This is a genomic window from Rothia sp. CCM 9419, assembly GCF_048512815.1.
In the GTDB taxonomy this organism is placed as follows: Bacteria; Actinomycetota; Actinomycetes; order Actinomycetales; family Micrococcaceae; genus Rothia.
In genome coordinates this window covers 284,797-303,969 of the sequence record NZ_JBLXXY010000003.1, presented here as the reverse complement: position 1 = coordinate 303,969, position 19,173 = coordinate 284,797, and the positions used below count along the sequence as shown (strand labels likewise).

The window sequence follows — 19,173 nt, the reverse complement described above, 5'->3', positions numbered from 1 at the left end:
CCCCCCCCCACCCCTCCTTCTGACGCTCAGGTTCTATCGCTCGTCTCAGAGCAGATGATGAACTTATCGAGTCAGTTTACGGTGAATGACGCGGTGCGGTTTTGCCGCTTCAGGGCCGAGACGTTCAACTTTATTAGCTTCATACGACTCGAAGTTACCTTCGTACCAATACCAGTTATCTGGGTTTTCGTCGGTGCCTTCCCAAGCAAGGATATGGGTTGCTACTCGGTCGAGGAACCAACGGTCGTGGGATACGACAACGGCACAGCCGGGGAATTCAAGCAACGCATTTTCAAGGGATGCAAGAGTTTCTACGTCGAGGTCGTTTGTTGGTTCGTCCAAGAGCAGAAGGTTTCCGCCTTGTTTAAGGGTTAGTGCCAAGTTGAGTCGGTTACGCTCACCGCCAGATAGCACTCCGGCTTTCTTTTGTTGGTCTGGGCCTTTAAAACCGAAAGCGGAGACGTAGGCGCGAGAAGGCATCTCTACTTGACCTACTTGAATGTAGTCGAGTCCGTCAGAGACAACTTCCCAGAGTGTTTTTTCAGGGTCGATATTTGCACGGTTCTGGTCAACGTATGAGATTTTGACGGTTTCACCAATTTTAAGTTCTCCACCGTCTAGTTCTTCAAGTCCAACGATAGTTTTGAAGAGTGTTGATTTACCCACACCGTTAGGTCCGATAACACCAACGATGCCGTTACGTGGCAAGCTGAAGGACAGTCCATTAATCAAAGAACGTCCATCAAACCCTTTTTGAAGGTTTTCAGCTTCAATGACGACGTTACCAAGACGTGGCCCTGGAGGAATCTGAATCTCTTCGAAATCAAGTTTACGGGTCTTTTCAGCTTCAGCTGCCATCTCCTCGTATCGTGCAAGACGAGCTTTAGACTTTGCTTGACGTCCTTTGGTGTTAGAGCGAACCCAGTCGAGTTCATCGTTGAGGCGCTTCGCTAATTTTGCGTCTTTTTTACCCTGAACTTCTAGGCGGGCGCGTTTCTTCTCGAGGTAGGTGGAGTAGTTTCCCTCATACGGGTAGAGGTTTCCACGGTCAACTTCAGCAATCCATTCTGCAACATGGTCGAGGAAGTAGCGGTCGTGTGTTACAGCGATAACGGCACCTTCGTAGGATTGTAGGTGTTGTTCGAGCCAAAGCACAGATTCTGCGTCGAGGTGGTTCGTGGGCTCATCGAGGAGGAGAAGATCGGGTTTTTCTAGTAGCAATTTGCACAATGCGACACGACGACGTTCACCACCGGAGAGTTTTGTTACGGGTGAGTCTGCTGGTGGGCATCGGAGAGCGTCCATCGCTTGTTCAAGTTGGGAGTCGAGATCCCACGCATTTGCCGCGTCGATTGCTTCTTGCAGTTTGCCCATTTCTTCCATGAGCGCATCGAAATCTGCATCGGGGTTTGCCATTTCTTCTGAAATGGCGTTGTATCGGTCAAGTTTTTCTTTAATCTCGCCGACGCCCTCTTCAACGTTACCAAGAACGGTTTTTTCTTCGTTCAGAGGTGGCTCCTGTAGAAGGATTCCTACAGTGTATTCGGGAGATAGGCGGGCTTCACCATTAGATGGTGTGTCCAGCCCTGCCATGATTTTGAGGATGGTTGATTTTCCAGCGCCGTTAGGTCCAACCATACCGATTTTAGCGCCGGGGAAAAATGACATAGAGACGTCATTGAGGATGACTTTGTCGCCCACTGTTTTGCGGGCTTTGCTCATCGTATAAATAAATTCTGCCATGGTCTCTAGGCTACCGTATTCGGGTTTTTCTTGCTGTTCTTTAGTGTCAGTGTGTGGAATGTTGTTGGATTGTTTTATTCCACAACCTTATGATTGGGCGTCAGGTGATGAGTTATTATACGGGACTGCCCCAGATAGAGTGCGTTCTATCTGGGGCAGTTTTAGTGATGTTATTTTAGTAGCCCGATTCTTCAATTTCGGGCAGGTCAACTACTTCAAAGCTCAGTGTTCCTTCAGCTCGTGAGACCGTGGTATTCGGATCTCGTGGAGAACGTTTTGCTGCCCACGCTTGGAAGCTTTCTTCATCGGCCCAGCGAGTAATGACGAAGTAATGTTCTTGACCTTCACCGGTGGGGCGCAACAACTCAAAACCTTCAAAACCGGGCTCTTGGTCTACTGAGTGTTTACGTTGCGCAAACCGTTTTTCGAGTTCAGCAAACTTTCCGTCTTTAACAGCGAGTTTGTTAATTTTTAGGATGGTCATAAGAGCTCTCTTTCTTCGTTGTTGAGCTACTTCCAGTATATGCTTGGTGACAGATATTACCTACAGGTTTTTTGACTTAAAGGCACTTTCTTTTTGCTCCCTTATGAATCTGGATGTATCATACAGAAAGGTCGTTTTTGACCTTATCGCCTCAGTAGCTCAGTGGATAGAGCAGGAGCCTTCTAATCTCTTGGTCGGGGGTTCGACTCCCTCCTGGGGCACATATAAGAGGCCTTGCAATACTTAGTATTGCAAGGCCTCTTTGTATTATCACACTGTTTTAGGTCACCAGTTGATAAGAGACAGGTTGACATCTCTTTCTCAGAACTCGACGTGTTGCAGGATCAACGAAGACTAAGTAACAGGCGTATCCGAAGGAAACGATAACGGCAAGGAGCCTTCCCATATTTGTGTCAAAATCTTTGAGGTAGGGTGATACATCTAATTGGTCGCTGACGGCATAAATCATAAAAAATAGCGTGGTAATGAAGTAGAAGTCCAATTGCCAATTAGTTTTGATGCCAGTAATGGCGAAAAAGGGTATGACCCACAGCAAGTACCATGATTGAATCATAGGCGAGAAGACTACAACGAGCCCCAACGATATTCCTGCTCGTCGCACAACGTTATTGCTCGCTCCTCGAAACATCACGATAACGGCGCTTCCCATACCGATGTATTTGCTGATACTGCCGATAAGATCTTTGACAAAATCTGCAGCTTCTGAAGAGGAGAAAAAGGCAACAATAGATGAAACAACTACCATGAGGAATCCCATCGGTGAATACCAAATGTATTGACCTCCAGTAGTTGAGAGTGCGCCAATCCAACCAAAGCCAAAGCCACTCAGTAGCCCCATGACGGTAAGTTCTGCAAGGGAGATAGCACCAACGTAGAACCATGTGGTGAAGATTCTTATCCACGAAGCATCTTTACCAGCCCACAGCAACCCGATAAATGGTAGGAGCACGAGAGCAATAGGTTTAATGGCAATAGCTAAGGTCACTAGTGTCGCCCCAATAATACCGCCACGATAGTTGCGATCTTTTGTGGCGTAGTAGAACCCTGCTAAAGCGATACCCGTCATCAGGGCATCATTATGCGCAGCAGTCACAAACTGGGCAATAAATAATGGGTTTGCAACCACGAGCCATAACGCTCGAGTGGAGTTGAATCCCTGTAAAAACGCAGTTTTAGGCACATAGTAGGCGATTAATCCGACCCCAAAAACCGCGATGAGTCTGAAAAGAATGATACCTAAATCAATATTTGAGCCAGCAATTCTGACAACAAGTTCTTCAATCCATAAGAAGAGCGTTCCATAAGGTGGTGGTGATTGCGCCCAGAGAGGGTCTGCCCCATATTGGAAGAAGTTATTGATAGTTGAGACACCGTTCTCATAGGGGTTCAGTCCAGCAAGCATGACTCGCCCTTGTGCAAAGTACGAAAAAACGTCTCGACTAAAAAGTGGGAAGGCGAATAGTTGTGGTGTTGTCCAGCAGATAATGGCGCTCCATGTCCATCGATTGGTGTTACCACCCCAGCCTCTAAGCTTTTGAGAAAGTCTGAGCCATTCTCTGCACATCATCATTCCACCAATTGCTAACAGCAAGATGCAGGTAACGATGCCTGCAACGTTATATCGCAAGGCAATAATCAGTGGTTCTCGGTTCAGAGGTGAGGCATCACTAATCCACCCAACACCAAACGAGCCTATTGTCATGAGTATGGAACCGATGGTTCCCATGATGATAGTACGCAATGGGTTTCCATAAACATAGAGTTTTTGGAGGTTGTTCCGATGTTGAGTAGGAGTAAGAGAAGGTTTTTCTGCTGTTTGATTCATAAGGTTCCTGATGCAAGGTGCCGATTATTGACGTTAATTTTACCTGTTATTTGCGGTGGGCAGTATGGGCTAGGAGTGGCGTCAGCTAATTCTTGAGAAGTTTTTAGCTAAGGTTTTCTTTTTCTGTGTCCTTGAGAGTAGATTAGAGTTTGTGTCTATTTCTAATGAACGAATTGTATGGATTGATTGTGAGATGACAGGACTGTCGTTGCAGCAGGATGCTCTCATTGAGGTAGCTGTTATTGTTACTGATGCTGAGCTGAATGTTCTTGACGATGGATTAGACGTTCTCATTAAGCCTGAGCCAGAAGCACTTGAGCAGATGAATGATTTTGTGCGGAATATGCACGAAAATTCTGGTCTTCTTGAGGAGTTAGATTCTGGAATTTCTTTGAGCGAAGCTCAGAGTCAGGTGCTTGAATATATTAAAAGATTTGTTCCGGTTGCGGGAAAAGCGCAGCTAGGTGGCAACTCTGTGGGAACAGATAAGGCTTTTTTGGTTCGAGATATGCCGGAGGTAATCGAGCATCTTCATTATCGAGTGATTGATGTGTCTACGATTAAGGAGCTTGCTCGTAGGTGGTTCCCTGCTGCTGCTTATGGTGCCCCACAGAAGACGGGTAATCATCGCGCCTTAGGTGATATCAGGGATTCTATTAATGAGTTGAAGTATTATCGTCAGGCGGTTTTTGTTCCAGCCCCTGGCCCCGATGCGATGGCAGTTGCCAAGATTGCCCAAGAGTTTTCCTCAGAAAAACCGTAACAGTGTCAAGCATCACATGGTTTCAGTTTTGGTTTTATCGCATTAGTCGGTAAGCTATTACCTGTTGCTAAAACAAAGCACTTTATGGAGTACTTTGTATCAGTAATATATGGTGGTCGTAGCTCAGTTGGCAGAGCGCCTGGTTGTGGTCCAGGAGGTCGCGGGTTCGATCCCCGTCGATCACCCAAAGGAAGGGTCGTTATGGCATTAGCCATAACGACCCTTTTAGTATATATCGCTAATTATTTCTCGAGGATTCCATTTTAAGGAGCTTCTATGACAGTCCTTCCCATCGTTATTCACGGAAACCCTGTCCTGCACCGGAGAGCAGAACCTGTCACGGCTTTTGATGACACTCTCGCCGAACTCATTGAGAACATGTATGAGACGCAGGAGCTATCTCATGGTGTAGGGCTCGCTGCCCCCCAGGTTGGAGTAGGATTAAGACTCTTTACCTATAAATTTGATAATAATGATGGAGTCCCTCCCCTAGGCGTTGTCATCAACCCCGTACTCACTCTTGGAAAAATTTCTTCTGCAGACCCCGACCCTGACGAGGAAGAAGAAGGTTGTCTATCTTTTCCAGGGTACGGTTTCCCACTTAAAAGAGCAGATTGGGTAGGTGTTCGAGGATTAGACGCGCAAGGTCAGCCTCTTGAGTTTGAAGCAACTGGATGGTTTGCTCGAGTGATGCAACACGAAACAGACCATTTAGATGGAAAGCTATACGTTAATCGCCTCAATAAAAAATGGACAGCCAGAGCTAAAAAAGTTATTAAACGTGAGGGATGGACTGTCGAGGGGAACTCATGGCTACCAGGAGTAGACCCAGACCCCTTTGGGCATTAAAAGCGCAAATCCTTTGCCTCAGTGAACAACTTGCACAAAGGGGTGAACGGGACACTCGATAAGCCGGGTTTTGTACTTGACATATTGCATGTTCAGTGGCAATTATCCATCTAGACCTAGAATTGCTCCTAGGCTCAAGCAGCTTACCCGAGCACTTCAGCGCACTACTTACTACGTACTCTATTTAGCCTTGCTCCGAATGGGGTTTACCAAGCTGTTATAGTCACCTATAACACTGGTGGTCTCTTACACCACCTTTTCACCCTGACCTAGAATCTAGGCGGTCTATTTTCTGTGGCACTTTCCTGCAAGTTACCTTGAGTCGACGTTATCGACCATTCTGTGCTGTGGAGCCCGGACTTTCCTCGTGATGATTCACCACGCAATTGCCTGAGCATCCCGTTCGTGTTTCGATTCTACTACACTTAGAGCATGCTTATTTTATTTCCACCCTCTGAAGGCAAAACAGCTCAAAGCACACATCAAACTGTCGACTTAGCAGATTTGAGTTTTCCTGAGCTTACTCAGTCACGGGAGGAGTTGATGCATCAGCTCCAGATTGTCAGCGCTACTGAAGATGCTTTGACTCAGTTAAAGGTGGGAACTTCTTTAGCCAAAGAGGTCGAGCGTAATACCAGATTATTCCAAGAACCTGCAGCACAAGCCTCTGATGTTTATAGTGGTGTGTTATTCGAGGCCTTTGATTTTGCTTCTCTAGATCAGCAGGCGCAAGAGCGTGCAATTAATTCTGTTGTCATTATTTCGGCGCTTTGGGGCGCTGTTCGACTTTCTGACGTTATTCCTGCATACCGGTTATCTATGGGGGTGAAACTTGGTGAGGTTGGAGACCTTGCAAAGTATTGGAGAGGTGAGCTCTCGCCAGTTTTAGACCGCCATTATTCAGGCGAGTTAGTTATTGATTGTCGTTCTGCTGCATATGCGAAGGCTTACCCAGCACCGTTAGAGCGAACCCTCAGCGTCCGTGTTGAGAAGGTCCTCGAGAATGACGAACGCAAGGTAGTGTCTCATATGGCGAAACATTATCGAGGAGAGTTGGGGCGTTATCTTGTTCAAAAAGATTTGACTGATATCAATGTCCCAGACGAGCTGATGAATGAATTGTCTAGGGACTGGGAAGTTGAGTTTTGCCCTGCCACAACAAAATCTGCAGGTATTCTGACTCTTGTGATTCGCTAGTTTTCATGGGGGTACAACACATCGAAAGAACATATCTGTTTTTACCAGACAATTTTAGTTCGAAACTATAGAATCTCCCCTTTAGTTAAGTGTAAGATAAGGCTGTCCTTATCCGACACATTTCTAAAGGTAGGCCCATTTTGCCTCACTCATTCTCATTCAAAAACTTTCAGCGTCGAGCTTGTGCGCTGAGCCTCGCAGGTGCTCTTCTTATCCCCGCAGCTGCAACAGCTTTCGCACAAGAAAACGCCCCTGCAACGGCCATCGTTGCTAGTGATACGCAAGCACAGCAAGCTGGTGCAATGCATTGGGGTATCCGACCCTCGTTCATTTCTTATGTGGGTGGTCATCACAGCATCAGCGACGATGTTACAGAAGAAAACGGTATCTATAATTTCCCTTTCAACACTGTTGAAGAAAAAGATGGCGTAACAACTATTACAGGAAGCAGCCAAGTACGTTTTGCTTCACACTGTTCTGACGCTAACGACGTAGATACCTGCGAACTAGACCTTTCCCTAGCTGAACCCCAGATTGTTCTCAACCCCGAAGGAACTTCTACTCTCAGCTTCGTCGTTCGAACCCGCAACTATCAATCAAAGCAGATTGAGGGTCCCACTCGCATTGTGATGGCAAACCTCAAACTTGACGGGGCATCTCAGTCTGAGGTTGACGGAGTTGTCACATGGGATAACATTGCAACAGAACTAACAGCAGAAGGTGCTCACGCATTCTCAAACTTCTACAATGCTGGCACTGCTTTGGCTCCCCTCAATTTCTCTTACAAAGGGAAGAGTGTTGAAGTTGCTGCGTCAGATTATTCTATTGGCAAGAGCTGGAACACCGGACTAGACTATAGCGATGTTCACCGCGCCTCACGTATTGGCAAGTACGTGGTTCACGGATATGCAGAGTATTGGGGTAGCTCTACTCCTAAGTTCACGGTGCTTAATCCAGAAACAATGGAACCTGTCTCTACACTAGAAGTTCCAACAACAAAGTCTCTTCCTTTTGCAACAGACGCTGAACGTGGCATTTTCTACGTTGTTAACGCTGAAACTCATGCGGTAGATAAGTACGTTGTTGACGATGCCGGCACCCTCGTCAATGAAGGTGTTGTCGATGGTTTAGTCGCTCCCGAAGATGAACGTGTTGCTGCCCTAGGGTATAACCCATTCAATGATTCTCTTGCGCTACTTACTGTTGATGATGCAGGTAGTGGAACTGTCCAGTTTGTAGATGCTTCTGGCGCTGTTTCCTCACATAAGCTACCTGACCCTTACGAGGTTTCTCCTGCGCTTAAAGGCGTGAAGGCATACTCTGTCAAAGACTATTACGGTGATAAGTGGACCAATAATTCACGTATCCTCGAGCCTCTAGCCGACGGTTCTTTTGTCTTTTCACCCTCAACAAATATCTATGAAGAGACAGGTAACGAATACATTCTTCGCGGGCATGTCTTGCAGTTCTCTAACGAGACAGTTCCTGTTCGAGAAGTAGCTGAAGCTCAACCTGCAGAAGGTTTGGGAACAAGCATGCGTAATATCCGCACCTCTGATGATGGAAAAACTATTTTCCGTTGGAATGGTTTCTGGGGAAGTTCTTCTCGCTGGCAGGTACTTGGTTACGAAAACGGTCAGTTCTCTGTCATTAAGCCTCTAGAAGCACCTCCTGCAGAGATTTCTTCTATCGCTGCAGTCTTCTCCGATGGTGAACGCGTTGTCGTTCTTGATGGTACTCATAGCAAAGTTATTTGGTTTGACGATAACTTTGAGCCAGTTGAAGAGCTAAGCGTTCCTCATATGGAGCGAACAGCCCAAGATAATCCATTGACTGTAGTCATGGAAAATGGCGACATCATCATGCCAACAGTTGTTCGCAATAGCAACTATGATGATGAGCAATTCTTGACTCGTCTTGTTAAGAACCAGGAAGCAGTAACTCCTGCTGAGCCTTCTGAACCTGCTGAGCCTTCTGAACCTGCTGAGCCTTCTGAACCTGCTGAGCCTTCTGAACCTGCTGAGCCTTCTGAACCTGCTGAGCCTTCTGAACCAGCAGAGCCTTCTGAACCTGCAGAGCCTTCTGAACCAGCAGAGCCTTCTGAACCTGCAGAGCCTTCTGAACCTGCAGAGCCTTCTGAACCAGCTGAGCCTTCTGAACCTGCAGAGCCTTCTGAACCTGCAGAGCCTTCTGAACCTGCAGAGCCTTCTGAACCTGCAGAGCCATCTGAACCTGCAGAGCCTTCTGAACCTGCTGAGCCATCTGAACCAGCTGAGCCTTCAGAACCAGCTGAGCCATCTGAACCAGCTGAGCCTTCTGAACCTGCAGAGCCTTCAGAACCTGCAGAGCCTTCTGAACCTGCTGAGCCATCTGAACCAGCTGAGCCATCTGAACCTGCAGAGCCATCTGAACCAGCTGAGCCTTCTGAACCAGCTGAGCCTTCAGAACCTGCTGAGCCTTCAGAACCTGCTGAGCCTTCAGAACCTGCTGAGCCATCTGAACCAGCTGAGCCTTCAGAACCAGCTGAGCCATCTGAACCAGCTGAGCCTTCTGAACCTGCAGAGCCTTCTGAACCAGCTGAGCCTTCTGAACCTGCAGAGCCTTCTGAACCAGCTGAGCCTTCTGAACCTGCAGAGCCATCTGAACCAGCTGAGCCTTCTGAACCAGCTGAGCCTTCAGAACCTGCAGAGCCTGCAGAGCCAGCTCAACCTGTACAAACTCATGAAACAGTCCAGCAGTCTCACAAGAAACTTGCTTACACTGGTTCACATGTAACAGGTCTTGCTCTATCAGCCCTCTTTATGACTGCAGCAGGCGGAGTGCTCATTGCTCGCTCACGTCGTCAAACTCGCTCATAAAATCTAAGCGTTAAGGCATAAAAGTAAAGAGCCCTTGTTGTGATGAACATAAATGTTCATCACAACAAGGGCTCTTAAGTATCCGTTATACAGTTCTTCTAAAATGTACTTGCAGAACCAGCAACGTCACCGGTTGAAACCACAAAATCCCACGGATCAGTATTTAGCTCAGAAACATAGAAAGAGATACTATACCCCTGATTAGCTAATCTCTGCTGAAGGAGTTCTCCAGCGCCTTTCAACCAAAGACTCTCACTAGCGTAGTGAGAACAATCAATAAGGTACGGTGTGCCCCCTGATAAAGATGCACCCTCACGGAATTCTGATGCTGGATGATGCCTCAAATCAGCAGTAATGTACACATCAGCCTCATGTTTGAGAACCTCACCTAACAGAGAATCCCCAGCACCAGTACACAACGCAATTTTTTGTACTTGTGCCGTCTTCGGCCCAGCTACACGTAAACCACCTGCCGTTGCAGGAAGAAAATGAGCAATACGACAGGACAGTTCCTCTAAAGTAACAGGTTCTGATAACTCTCCCACACGGCCAATCCCCACTGAATGTTCGTGTCCATCAATATTGATATTTTGAGAGTCGCTCAGTACTTTTGCCTCGTTGATTCCTAGCAATTTCATAAAAACGTCATTCGTTCCCAGCGGAGAAGAATCAACATTTGTATGTGCTCCCAATAAAGCACATTGACCCTCGATAAGAGTCTGTAAGACTTCTCCTTTATACGTATCATCCGCTATAAAATGCACAGGTCGTAACAGCAAAGGATGATGAGTGATCAACACATCTGCTTTACGCTGTACAGCTTCTTGAGCCACAGCAACAGTAGCATCTACAGCAAGCCCAATAGAACGAACCGGTTGTTTCAACCTTCCCGTAATGAGGCCGCTAGCATCCCAACTTTCAGATAGTTGAGGAGGAAAAATCTCATGAAAAGTACGAACCACATGTTCTAGCGAAGGTATTTTTTGCTCTGTCATATCTTCATCGTCTCATGAGTTCCTCTGATGCCGAAATAACGTCCCTAAGAAACCTCAGAATCATATTTCTGTCTCCGGCGCTACACTAGAGTGTAAGCATTCGATTTAAGGTGGTAACTTTGCAAACTCTCGTTCTTGGTGGCGGTTGTTTCTGGTGTTTAGAAGCAGTTTTAAGAAATTTCCGAGGAATTACCGATTGCGTTGTTGGATACACAGGCGGAGAATTGCCTTCTCCCACATATCCTCAAGTATGTGACGGGAATACTGGGCATATTGAAGTAGTCAAAGTACATTTTGACCCTCAGATAATTCCAGCAGATATTATCCTTGATATTTTCATGGCTTCTCATAACCCAACCAGTTGGGATCAGCAAGGAGCAGATGTTGGTTCACAATACCGTTCTGCGCTATTTTATTCGACAGATGAAGAATATCAGCTAATAAGTCAGGCTATCCAACGGGCACAAGGCTTCTGGGATTTACCTATCGTCACAGTTGTTGAACCCTTAGGAGTCTTTTGGGAGGCAGAAGACTACCATCAAAATTATTATGCGAAGAACCCAGAACAAGGGTATTGCTCAGCCGTTATTAATCCAAAAGTATCTAAAGCTCGACAAGCATTTTCCTTATATCTCAAAGACCAATAATAACGTTACGATATGTTTCATAGTTGATATAAATCTATGAGTCACCCCGTAAAGTGATACATACGTGATAGAACTTCTCAAGAAAACCAGAAGAGGACCTATGTCGAAGATATACCAGAACGTTACAGAAATTATTGGTGGCACTCCCCTCATCAAACTTAACCGTCTTGATGCAGATTTACCAGGCAATGTTGCTGTCAAACTCGAATTCTATAACCCTGCAAATTCTGTAAAAGACCGTATCGGCAAAGCAATTATTGATGCTGCAGAAAAATCTGGGCAACTGCAACCTGGCGGTACCATTGTTGAAGGTACTTCTGGTAATACAGGTATTGCTCTGGCAATGGTTGGTGCAGCTCGCGGGTACAAGGTTATCCTCACCATGCCAGAGACCATGTCTAATGAACGCCGCGTTATGCTTCGTGCCTATGGTGCAGAAATTATTTTGACACCTGGTGCTGACGGTATGCGTGGAGCGGTGGAAAAAGCTCAAGAAATTGTTGAACAAACAGAGAACGCAATTCTTGCTTCGCAGTTCTCAAATAGCGCTAATCCTGAAATTCATTACAATACAACCGGCCCTGAAATTTGGGAAGACACCGCAGGAAAAGTCGATATCTTTGTTGCTGGAGTTGGAACAGGAGGAACTGTCTCTGGTACAGGAAAGTTTCTGAAAGAGAAGAACCCCAATATTCAGGTTGTAGCTGTTGAACCAGAAGATTCTGCACTCTTATCCGGTGGTACTGCTGGACCTCATAAGATTCAAGGTCTTGGAGCGAACTTTGTTCCTGATACTCTAAACCGCGATATTTATGACCGAGTTGTTCCGGTAAGCACTCACAATGCAGTTTCTACATCACGAGCGCTTGGAACACAAGAAGGCATTCTTGGTGGTATCTCTGCTGGTGCAGCTGTCTGGGCGGCGTTAGAAGAGGCGAAAAAATCTGAAAACCAAGATAAGCTTATTGTTGCTGTAGTTCCAGACTTTGGTGAACGCTATATCTCCACCATCTTATATGAGGACATCCGTAGCTAATATAAAGCTCCTCTAAAATAGCCTATCTGCAGGGAATCATATGTTTGGCGGTTCCCTCAGGTAGGCTATTTTTGTGGAATATCCTAAAAATATTAGTCTTGGGGAATAACCTGTTATAGTACAACAGTTGTACTGAACGTACATATTTCATCATTTCCAGAAAGACGTTCATTGAGCTTTATCAAACGGCTACAAGAAGATATACAAACAGTGCGCACACATGACCCTGCAGCACGCAATACCTTAGACATTATCCTTAACTATTCAGGGATGCACGCAGTGTGGTTTTATCGTATTGCTCATCGTCTCTGGCAAAAAGAACATACTAAGTTAGTAGCTCGTACACTCTCCCAGTTTGCACGGTTTCTTACCGGTGTTGAGATACACCCTGGTGCTACTATTGGGCGTCGTTTCTTCATTGATCACGGCATGGGCATTGTTATTGGAGAAACAACTGAAATTGGTGACGACGTGATGCTTTATCACCAAGTAACTTTAGGGGGACGTTCGTTAGAGAAGACTAAGCGTCACCCAACGATTGGTCACAGAGTCACTATTGGAGCTGGAGCAAAAGTTCTTGGCCCTATTTATATTGGTGATGATTCTGCTATTGGTGGTAATGCGGTAGTTGTTCACGACCACCCAGCAGATTCCATCATTACGGGTATTCCCGCACGTTCTAAGCCTCGTACTCCAGAGAAGAAGAAACCTTTAGTTGACCCTGTAGAGTACATTGATCCTGCTATGTGGATCTAGATACCTGTTATAGAAAAGTTAAGTTTAAATGTCTGAGGTTCCGCACCATTTGATGGTGCGGAACCTCAGACGTTTTTCAGGTTATATGCCTGAACTTTGTGAAGGTTTGATAATACCTAATGGGTATGGGAGTCAGCTGCGTTAATCTCAGAACGGTCGCCGCTCCATAGAGTGTGCCACATGCCTTCACTGTCTACTCGGGCGTAAGTATGTGCCCCAAAGAAGTCTCGCTGCCCTTGAATGAGAGCTGCAGGTAGGCGGTCTCGTCGTAGTCCATCATAGTATGAAAGTGATGAGGCAAAGACTGGGACGGGGATGCCTAACGCCGTTGCCTTAGAGACGACCCGACGCCACGATGGGAGCAAGGACTCCATGAGAGATTTGAACCCTGGTGCCAAGAGCATGTTAACGGGCTGTTGTTCTTGAGAGTATGCTTGCATAATCTCACCAAGTAGCTCTGCACGAATAATGCAACCAGCACGCCATAAGCTAGCGATTTTATCGAGTTGAAGATCCCAGCCGTATTCTTTTCCGGCGGCAACAATTTGGTCTAGACCTTGAGCGTAAGATACCAGTTTTGATGCAAAGAGCGCTTTACGAACGTCTTCGATAAATTCAGGGTCTCCAGCAGCGATTCCTGTTGTGCTGATAAGCCCTGCAGGAAGTTCTCTCTGTGCTTCTTGACGTGCTTGAGTGTTAGAAGAAGAAAGTGCACGTGCAAAAACAGATTCTGCGATGCCAGTAACAGGTGAGCCGAGGTCTAGAGCGGCTTGAACAGTCCAACGTCCTGTTCCTTTCTGACCAGCTTCATCAACAATAACGTCAACTAGAGGTTTACCTGTCTTAGCATCAACCTGAGCTAGAACTTCAGAAGTAATTTCAATGAGGTAGGAGTTTAATTCAGTGTTATTCCATGATTTGAAAATTTCTGCTTGTTCTGCAGGTTCTACTCCCGCTACTGAGCGGAGGAGGTCATAGGCCTCTCCGATAACCTGCATATCGGCATATTCGATACCGTTATGAACCATTTTCACAAAGTGGCCGGCACCATCGGTAGAAATCCAAGAACAGCAAGGGGTCCCGTCAGGAGCTTTTGCTGCGATACTTTCAAGTAGCGGGCCGACAGATTCATAGGATTTAGCAGAACCACCAGGCATGATAGAAGGCCCGAGAAGTGCCCCTTCTTCACCGCCAGAGACACCAACACCAACAAAGTGTAGACCTTTTTCAGCAAGTTCTCGTTCACGACGCATAGTATCGGGGAAATGGGAGTTACCGCCATCAATAATAATGTCGTCTTGATCTAGGAGTGGAACAAGTTGGGCGATAACCGCATCAACAGGAGCACCTGCTTTAACCATGATGAGGATGCGACGCGGAGATTCCAAGGAGTCAACGAGTTCTTGCAAGGTTTCTGTTCTGATGAATGAACCCTCGTCACCATGTTCTTGAAGAAGTGCGTCAGTTTTTTCAACAGAGCGGTTGTGCAAAGCCACAGTATATCCGTGGCGAGCAAGGTTTCGAGCAAGATTTGCGCCCATCACAGCAAGACCTGTGACGCCGATTTGTGCCTTCTGTGCAGCATTTTTTTCAGTCATAGCTTAACTCTAAGCTCTCGACGGTGCAGATGGGTACTTATTGACTTCACTTTTTTGCAAGCGAACACTGTTACCCCTATGTCAGCACTCTACATGCACAAATTTTTGAGAGTGTTATCACTCTATCCGGTCGGTCAGTAGCACCCAGAAAGATAAGACGCACCAGAGGGCGGAGAATACTGCAAACGTTGACCACATGGCCGTGTAGGTATCTTGAGTAAGAAAGTATAGGGAGATAAGAAGCCACACGAGGCTCATGATAACGGCACTGAGATGACGTGGTTTATAGGAGTTCACAGCATGTTCCTTAAGATACAAAAAAGACCCTGCTATAAGCAGGGTCTTGATTTTGTGGGTCCTACCGGGATCGAACCGATGACATCCACGGTGTAAACGTGGCGCTCTACCAGCTGAGCTAAAGACCCTTATCACTACGATTTCTTATCTCTCGCGGCGACATATAAAACTATACACAGAAAGATCCTTAGGGTGCAACTCAAAACAGCATGTTCTAGCTCACATTTACCCAAGTGTCCTTAAAACACTGTTCCACAAGCCAAAACAATCGATTCTTTAAACAAGAGCGAGGCAGGCGCTTCCTCAACGCAACTACCTCGCTCACCAATAAAATCTAATGCCGCCTCGCAACCAAGCGCGTAGCAATCCAATCAGGCCCAACCGTAACACTAGACGTCGGGCGCAAACCAGCAATTCCGCTCAAAGGCCGAATCTCCGCCGGATTGAGATGCCCCTCTCTGCCAGGTTTAAGAGTGAGAAGCCAAACGACTCCCCCTTCATCTAGGTTCACTAACGTATCAACGAGGGCGTCACTTAAAGACAAGTCACCGAAGCGTTCTTCGCGCCACCAAACGAGAATCCCATCAACAACATCTTGATCATCCTCATCAAGAAGATCCGAGCCAATATGATCCATCAACGCATCTCGTAGATCAAAGTCCACGTCATCGTCATACCCAAATTCTTGGATGAGATCCCCATCCTTGAAACCAAGTTGGACAACTGCTTGTTCCGCAGCGGTCTTGGTCTCGTTCACTGACATCCTCCTGAAAATAAACCGGACACATATCCGTCATGCACTTATTAGAATCAGCTCAATATAGTCGAAACATATACCACCAATTCCTAAACACAACTGAACACGGCAACGAACAAATAAGCAACTAAACACGCTAATTTTCGCCACATTTCTTAGAATCAAGCAACGATGTGACTTAAACTACCCAGCGTTTTAGTGGAAGTATCCCCCCACAATGGCTAAAAAACGGTGCAGGTGTGACAACATAGAAGAAGAAAGTATCAGACCTTCGAGAACTCGAGAGTCTGTGCCGAGGAAGGCAGGAACTGTGCTAACAGTTCACACGCCACACCCTATAAACATCAACAAAGAGAGGTTGACTAGTGGGACCCTCCAATACAAACGACCATGTCTTAAGCGCACTCACCAATAGCTTCAAAGACACCGACGCCGAAGAGACAGCCGAGTGGCTAGAATCTTTCGACGAACTGGTAGAAACCCAAGGCACTGAACGTGCACAGTTCATCGTTCGCTCTCTATTGCAGCGAGCAGGCAGCCGCAGTGTCGAGGTGCCAATGGTCACTACTACTGACTACATCAACACCATCCCCGTTGACCAAGAGCCTGAATACCCTGGCGACGAACAGATGGAACGCCGATACCGCGCATACCTACGCTGGAACGCAGCAATCATGGTTCAGCGCGCGCAAAAATCAACTATCGGCGTTGGCGGACACATTTCATCCTATGCTGGCATCGCAACCCTATACGAAGTTGGTCTTAACAACTTCTTCCGCGGACCAGAACACCCCGGCGGAGGCGACCAAATCTTCTGGCAGGGACACTCATCCCCTGGTAACTACGCGCGAGCATTCCTCGAAGGACGCATCACCGAAGAGCACCTCGACGGATTCCGCCAAGAAAAAACCAAGGGCGATAAAGGTATCCCTTCATACCCACACCCCCGTTGCATGCCAGAATTCTGGCAGTTCCCAACCGTTTCACTCGGTCTAGGTCCTATCAACGCTATCTGGCAGGCACAGTTTAACCACTACCTCCACGACCGCGGCATCAAAGACACCTCAGAACAGCATGTCTGGGCATTCCTCGGTGACGGCGAACTCGACGAAGTCGAATCACGTGGCGCACTACAGGTTGCGGCAAACAACAAGTTGGACAACCTCACCTTCGTTGTCAACTGTAACCTCCAGCGTCTTGACGGCCCTGTGCGCGGTAACGGAAAGATTATCCAAGAGCTTGAGTCCTTCTTCCGTGGCGCAGGCTGGCATGTCATCAAAGTTATTTGGGGTCGTGAGTGGGATTCACTCCTCCAAAAAGATAAGAGTGGTGAACTCGTTCGCATTATGAACGAAACCCTCGACGGTGACTACCAGACCTATAAGGCAGAAGACGGTGGCTTCGTTCGTGAGCACTTCTTCGGCAAGACACCCGAAACCAAAGAACTCGTTGCTGATATGACCGACGATGAAATCTGGGCACTCAAGCGAGGTGCACACGATTATCAGAAGGTCTACTCCGCATACAAGGCCGCTTTGGAGACCAAGGGTAAGCCCACCGTTATTTTGGCTCAGGGCATTAAGGGATACGGTCTCGGTACTCACTTTGAAGGCCGTAACGCAACCCACCAGATGAAGAAGCTCACGATGGAAGATCTCAAAGCTTTCCGTGACCACCTTCGCATCCCCATCTCTGATGAAGAACTTGAAAAAGATCTTTACAACCCTCCTTACTACCACCCTGGTATGGACGCCCCCGAAATTCAGTACATGCTCAAGCGTCGCCAAGAGCTAGGCGGTTTCTTGCCAGCACGTCGCCAGATTCAGCCAGAGATTGAACTCCCTGGTGAAAAGGCATACAAGGGCGCCAAGAAGGGCTCCGGTAAACAGATGGCTGCTTCCACCATGGCTTTTGTTCGCTTGATGAAAGACCTCATGCGCGAAAAAGACTTTGGTAAGCGCATCGTGCCGATTGTTCCTGATGAGGCACGTACCTTTGGTATGGATTCTTTCTTCCCCTCTGCAAAGATTTACAACCCCTTGGGTCAGAACTATCTTGCAGTAGACCGTGAGCTCATGCTTGCATACAAGGAATCTCCTGCCGGTCAGATTCAGCACGTTGGCATTAACGAAGCCGGCGGCGTTGCTGCATTGACAGCGGCGGGCTCCTCATATGACACCCATGGTGTTCCTATGGTTCCGATTTACATCTACTACTCGATGTTCGGTTTCCAGCGCACTGGTGACGCATTCTGGGCAGCAGCTGACCAGCTTGTTCGTGGCTTTATCGTCGGCGGTACGGCAGGTCGTACGACCCTTACCGGTGAGGGCCTACAGCACATGGACGGACAGTCACCTATCTTGGCGTCACAGAACCCATCTGTGATTCATTATGACCCAGCATATGGCTACGAAATTGCACACATCGTTGAGCGCGGTATCGAGCATATGTACGGTCAAAAAGATGAAGACCATGACGTCATGTACTACCTCACCGTCTACAACGAACCCATTATTCAGCCTGCAGAGCCTGAGAATGTTGACGTTGAAGGCATCATCGGTGGTATCTACCGAGTCAAAGAAAGCCAGCTTGAAGGACCTCGAGCGCAACTACTAGCTTCTGGTGTTGGCGTTCCTTGGGCGATGAAAGCATCTGAGCTTTTGGCTGAAGACTGGGGAGTTTCTGCAGACGTTTGGTCTGTCACTTCTTGGACTAACCTCCGCCGTGATGGTATCGAAGCAGAGCGTGAAGCTTTCCTCAGCGGAAAAGAACCTCGCGTACCATTCGTTGCACAGCAGCTTGATGGTGCGACTGGCCCTATTGTTGCAGTGTCTGACTACAACTCTGATTTGATGGATGGCATTCGCCAGTATGTTCCTAACGACTTCGCAACTCTAGGAACAGACGGCTTCGGTTTCTCTGATACCCGTGCTGGCGCACGTCGTTTCTTCAACGTTGACGCAGAGTCCATTGTTGTACGCACACTACAAATGCTTGCAAAGCGTGGAGAAGTTCCTGCAGAAGCTCCAGCTCAGGCCTTTGCTAAGTATCAGCTCGACGTTAATGCCCCAGCAACGCTGGCACAAAACGCTGAGTAACAGTGAACAGGTGTTAAAGGTTCATTTCTTTGAGACCTTAGTTCATTAGTCAAGGCGGGCTGTTCTCTATCGTGTTCAGGTAGAGAACAGCCCGCCTTTTATCATTTTTTATCTCTGACATCGTTCTTTATGAGCTTCCTTCACCATGACCTTTCAAAGGCTTTAGTTGAACGGTGAGTCTAAAGAGCTTAAAAAATATCCATCAGAATACGAAATATCTTGCTTTTATACAGGTAATAGGCACTCTTT

14 protein-coding genes, 3 tRNA genes and 1 other RNA gene are annotated in these 19,173 nt (G+C 47.1%); 10 read left to right on the top strand and 8 right to left on the bottom strand.

The window, feature by feature from the left end:
- Window positions 1-63: 63 nt before the first annotated feature.
- Window positions 64-1,743 carry an energy-dependent translational throttle protein EttA gene (ettA, locus tag ACN08W_RS04640; protein WP_419103659.1) on the bottom strand — a complete coding sequence of 560 codons (1,680 nt, stop codon included), beginning with the start codon at window positions 1,741-1,743 and terminating at the stop codon, window positions 64-66.
- 175 nt (window positions 1,744-1,918) lie between these two features.
- Window positions 1,919-2,227: an antibiotic biosynthesis monooxygenase family protein gene (locus tag ACN08W_RS04635; RefSeq protein WP_419108918.1), complete on the bottom strand. Its 309-nt coding sequence runs from the start codon at window positions 2,225-2,227 to the stop codon at window positions 1,919-1,921.
- A 148-nt stretch (window positions 2,228-2,375) separates the two neighbouring features.
- On the opposite strand from ACN08W_RS04635, the gene ACN08W_RS04630 reads away from it, so the two are divergent.
- Window positions 2,376-2,448: transfer RNA gene (locus ACN08W_RS04630), tRNA-Arg, on the top strand.
- A gap of 59 nt (window positions 2,449-2,507) precedes the next feature.
- Here ACN08W_RS04630 and mptB read toward each other — a convergent pair.
- Window positions 2,508-4,073 carry a polyprenol phosphomannose-dependent alpha 1,6 mannosyltransferase MptB gene (mptB, locus tag ACN08W_RS04625; protein ID WP_419108917.1) on the bottom strand — a complete coding sequence of 522 codons (1,566 nt, stop codon included), beginning with the start codon at window positions 4,071-4,073 and terminating at the stop codon, window positions 2,508-2,510.
- A 151-nt stretch (window positions 4,074-4,224) separates the two neighbouring features.
- Here mptB and orn point away from each other — a divergent pair, with 151 nt between their 5' ends.
- From orn to def, 3 genes are all read left to right on the top strand, one after another.
- Window positions 4,225-4,836, top strand: coding sequence for an oligoribonuclease (orn, locus tag ACN08W_RS04620; protein WP_419103662.1), 612 nt, complete (start codon window positions 4,225-4,227; stop codon window positions 4,834-4,836).
- A 112-nt stretch (window positions 4,837-4,948) separates the two neighbouring features.
- Window positions 4,949-5,021 (top strand) — tRNA-His (locus ACN08W_RS04615).
- Window positions 5,022-5,112: 91 nt separating this feature from the next.
- Complete coding sequence (def, locus tag ACN08W_RS04610) at window positions 5,113-5,685, top strand: peptide deformylase (RefSeq protein ID WP_419103663.1); 573 nt, start codon at window positions 5,113-5,115, stop codon at window positions 5,683-5,685.
- A 43-nt stretch (window positions 5,686-5,728) separates the two neighbouring features.
- Here def and rnpB read toward each other — a convergent pair.
- Window positions 5,729-6,087: RNase P RNA component class A (gene rnpB / locus ACN08W_RS04605), an RNA gene on the bottom strand.
- 30 nt (window positions 6,088-6,117) lie between these two features.
- Between rnpB and ACN08W_RS04600 the strand changes: the two genes are divergently transcribed.
- Both ACN08W_RS04600 and ACN08W_RS04595 read left to right on the top strand, forming a co-directional pair.
- Window positions 6,118-6,882, top strand: a complete 765-nt coding sequence (locus ACN08W_RS04600; protein WP_419108916.1) for a YaaA family protein — start codon at window positions 6,118-6,120, stop codon at window positions 6,880-6,882.
- 140 nt (window positions 6,883-7,022) lie between these two features.
- A complete protein-coding gene (locus ACN08W_RS04595) occupies window positions 7,023-9,740 on the top strand; it encodes an HtaA domain-containing protein (protein ID WP_419108915.1) in 2,718 nt (905 codons plus the stop codon).
- Window positions 9,741-9,838: 98 nt separating this feature from the next.
- Here ACN08W_RS04595 and ACN08W_RS04590 read toward each other — a convergent pair whose 3' ends face one another.
- A complete protein-coding gene (locus ACN08W_RS04590) occupies window positions 9,839-10,735 on the bottom strand; it encodes a Nif3-like dinuclear metal center hexameric protein (protein ID WP_419103666.1) in 897 nt (298 codons plus the stop codon).
- Window positions 10,736-10,854: 119 nt separating this feature from the next.
- Here ACN08W_RS04590 and msrA point away from each other — a divergent pair, with 119 nt between their 5' ends.
- From msrA to epsC, 3 genes are all read left to right on the top strand, one after another.
- A complete protein-coding gene (gene msrA, locus ACN08W_RS04585) occupies window positions 10,855-11,382 on the top strand; it encodes a peptide-methionine (S)-S-oxide reductase MsrA (RefSeq protein ID WP_419103667.1) in 528 nt (175 codons plus the stop codon).
- 100 nt (window positions 11,383-11,482) lie between these two features.
- Window positions 11,483-12,418, top strand: coding sequence for a cysteine synthase A (cysK, locus tag ACN08W_RS04580; RefSeq protein WP_419103668.1), 936 nt, complete (start codon window positions 11,483-11,485; stop codon window positions 12,416-12,418).
- A gap of 171 nt (window positions 12,419-12,589) precedes the next feature.
- Window positions 12,590-13,174 carry a serine O-acetyltransferase EpsC gene (gene epsC / locus ACN08W_RS04575; RefSeq protein ID WP_419103669.1) on the top strand — a complete coding sequence of 195 codons (585 nt, stop codon included), beginning with the start codon at window positions 12,590-12,592 and terminating at the stop codon, window positions 13,172-13,174.
- 116 nt (window positions 13,175-13,290) lie between these two features.
- Here epsC and gndA read toward each other — a convergent pair whose 3' ends face one another.
- The 3 genes from gndA to ACN08W_RS04560 all read right to left on the bottom strand — a co-directional run bounded on the left by gndA (window position 13,291) and on the right by ACN08W_RS04560 (window position 15,826).
- Window positions 13,291-14,772, bottom strand: coding sequence for an NADP-dependent phosphogluconate dehydrogenase (gndA, locus tag ACN08W_RS04570; protein ID WP_419103670.1), 1,482 nt, complete (start codon window positions 14,770-14,772; stop codon window positions 13,291-13,293).
- Window positions 14,773-15,124: 352 nt separating this feature from the next.
- Window positions 15,125-15,197: transfer RNA gene (locus ACN08W_RS04565), tRNA-Val, on the bottom strand.
- Window positions 15,198-15,403: 206 nt separating this feature from the next.
- Window positions 15,404-15,826 carry a DUF3052 domain-containing protein gene (locus ACN08W_RS04560; protein WP_419103671.1) on the bottom strand — a complete coding sequence of 141 codons (423 nt, stop codon included), beginning with the start codon at window positions 15,824-15,826 and terminating at the stop codon, window positions 15,404-15,406.
- A gap of 365 nt (window positions 15,827-16,191) precedes the next feature.
- On the opposite strand from ACN08W_RS04560, the gene aceE reads away from it, so the two are divergent.
- The gene (aceE, locus tag ACN08W_RS04555) at window positions 16,192-18,924 is read left to right on the top strand and encodes a pyruvate dehydrogenase (acetyl-transferring), homodimeric type (protein ID WP_419103672.1); all 2,733 of its coding nucleotides are present in this window, start codon (window positions 16,192-16,194) and stop codon (window positions 18,922-18,924) included.
- Window positions 18,925-19,173: the final 249 nt, after the last annotated feature.

What these genes read in the sequence shown, in the direction of transcription:
- ettA (WP_419103659.1), bottom strand. Translation starts at nt 1,743, where the DNA reads ATGGCAGAATTTATTTATACGATGAGCAAAGCCCGCAAAACAGTGGGC.
- ACN08W_RS04635 (WP_419108918.1), bottom strand. Translation starts at nt 2,227, where the DNA reads ATGACCATCCTAAAAATTAACAAACTCGCTGTTAAAGACGGAAAGTTT.
- mptB (WP_419108917.1), bottom strand. Translation starts at nt 4,073, where the DNA reads ATGAATCAAACAGCAGAAAAACCTTCTCTTACTCCTACTCAACATCGG.
- def (WP_419103663.1), top strand. Translation starts at nt 5,113, where the DNA reads ATGACAGTCCTTCCCATCGTTATTCACGGAAACCCTGTCCTGCACCGG.
- ACN08W_RS04600 (WP_419108916.1), top strand. Translation starts at nt 6,118, where the DNA reads ATGCTTATTTTATTTCCACCCTCTGAAGGCAAAACAGCTCAAAGCACA.
- ACN08W_RS04590 (WP_419103666.1), bottom strand. Translation starts at nt 10,735, where the DNA reads ATGACAGAGCAAAAAATACCTTCGCTAGAACATGTGGTTCGTACTTTT.
- cysK (WP_419103668.1), top strand. Translation starts at nt 11,483, where the DNA reads ATGTCGAAGATATACCAGAACGTTACAGAAATTATTGGTGGCACTCCC.
- gndA (WP_419103670.1), bottom strand. Translation starts at nt 14,772, where the DNA reads ATGACTGAAAAAAATGCTGCACAGAAGGCACAAATCGGCGTCACAGGT.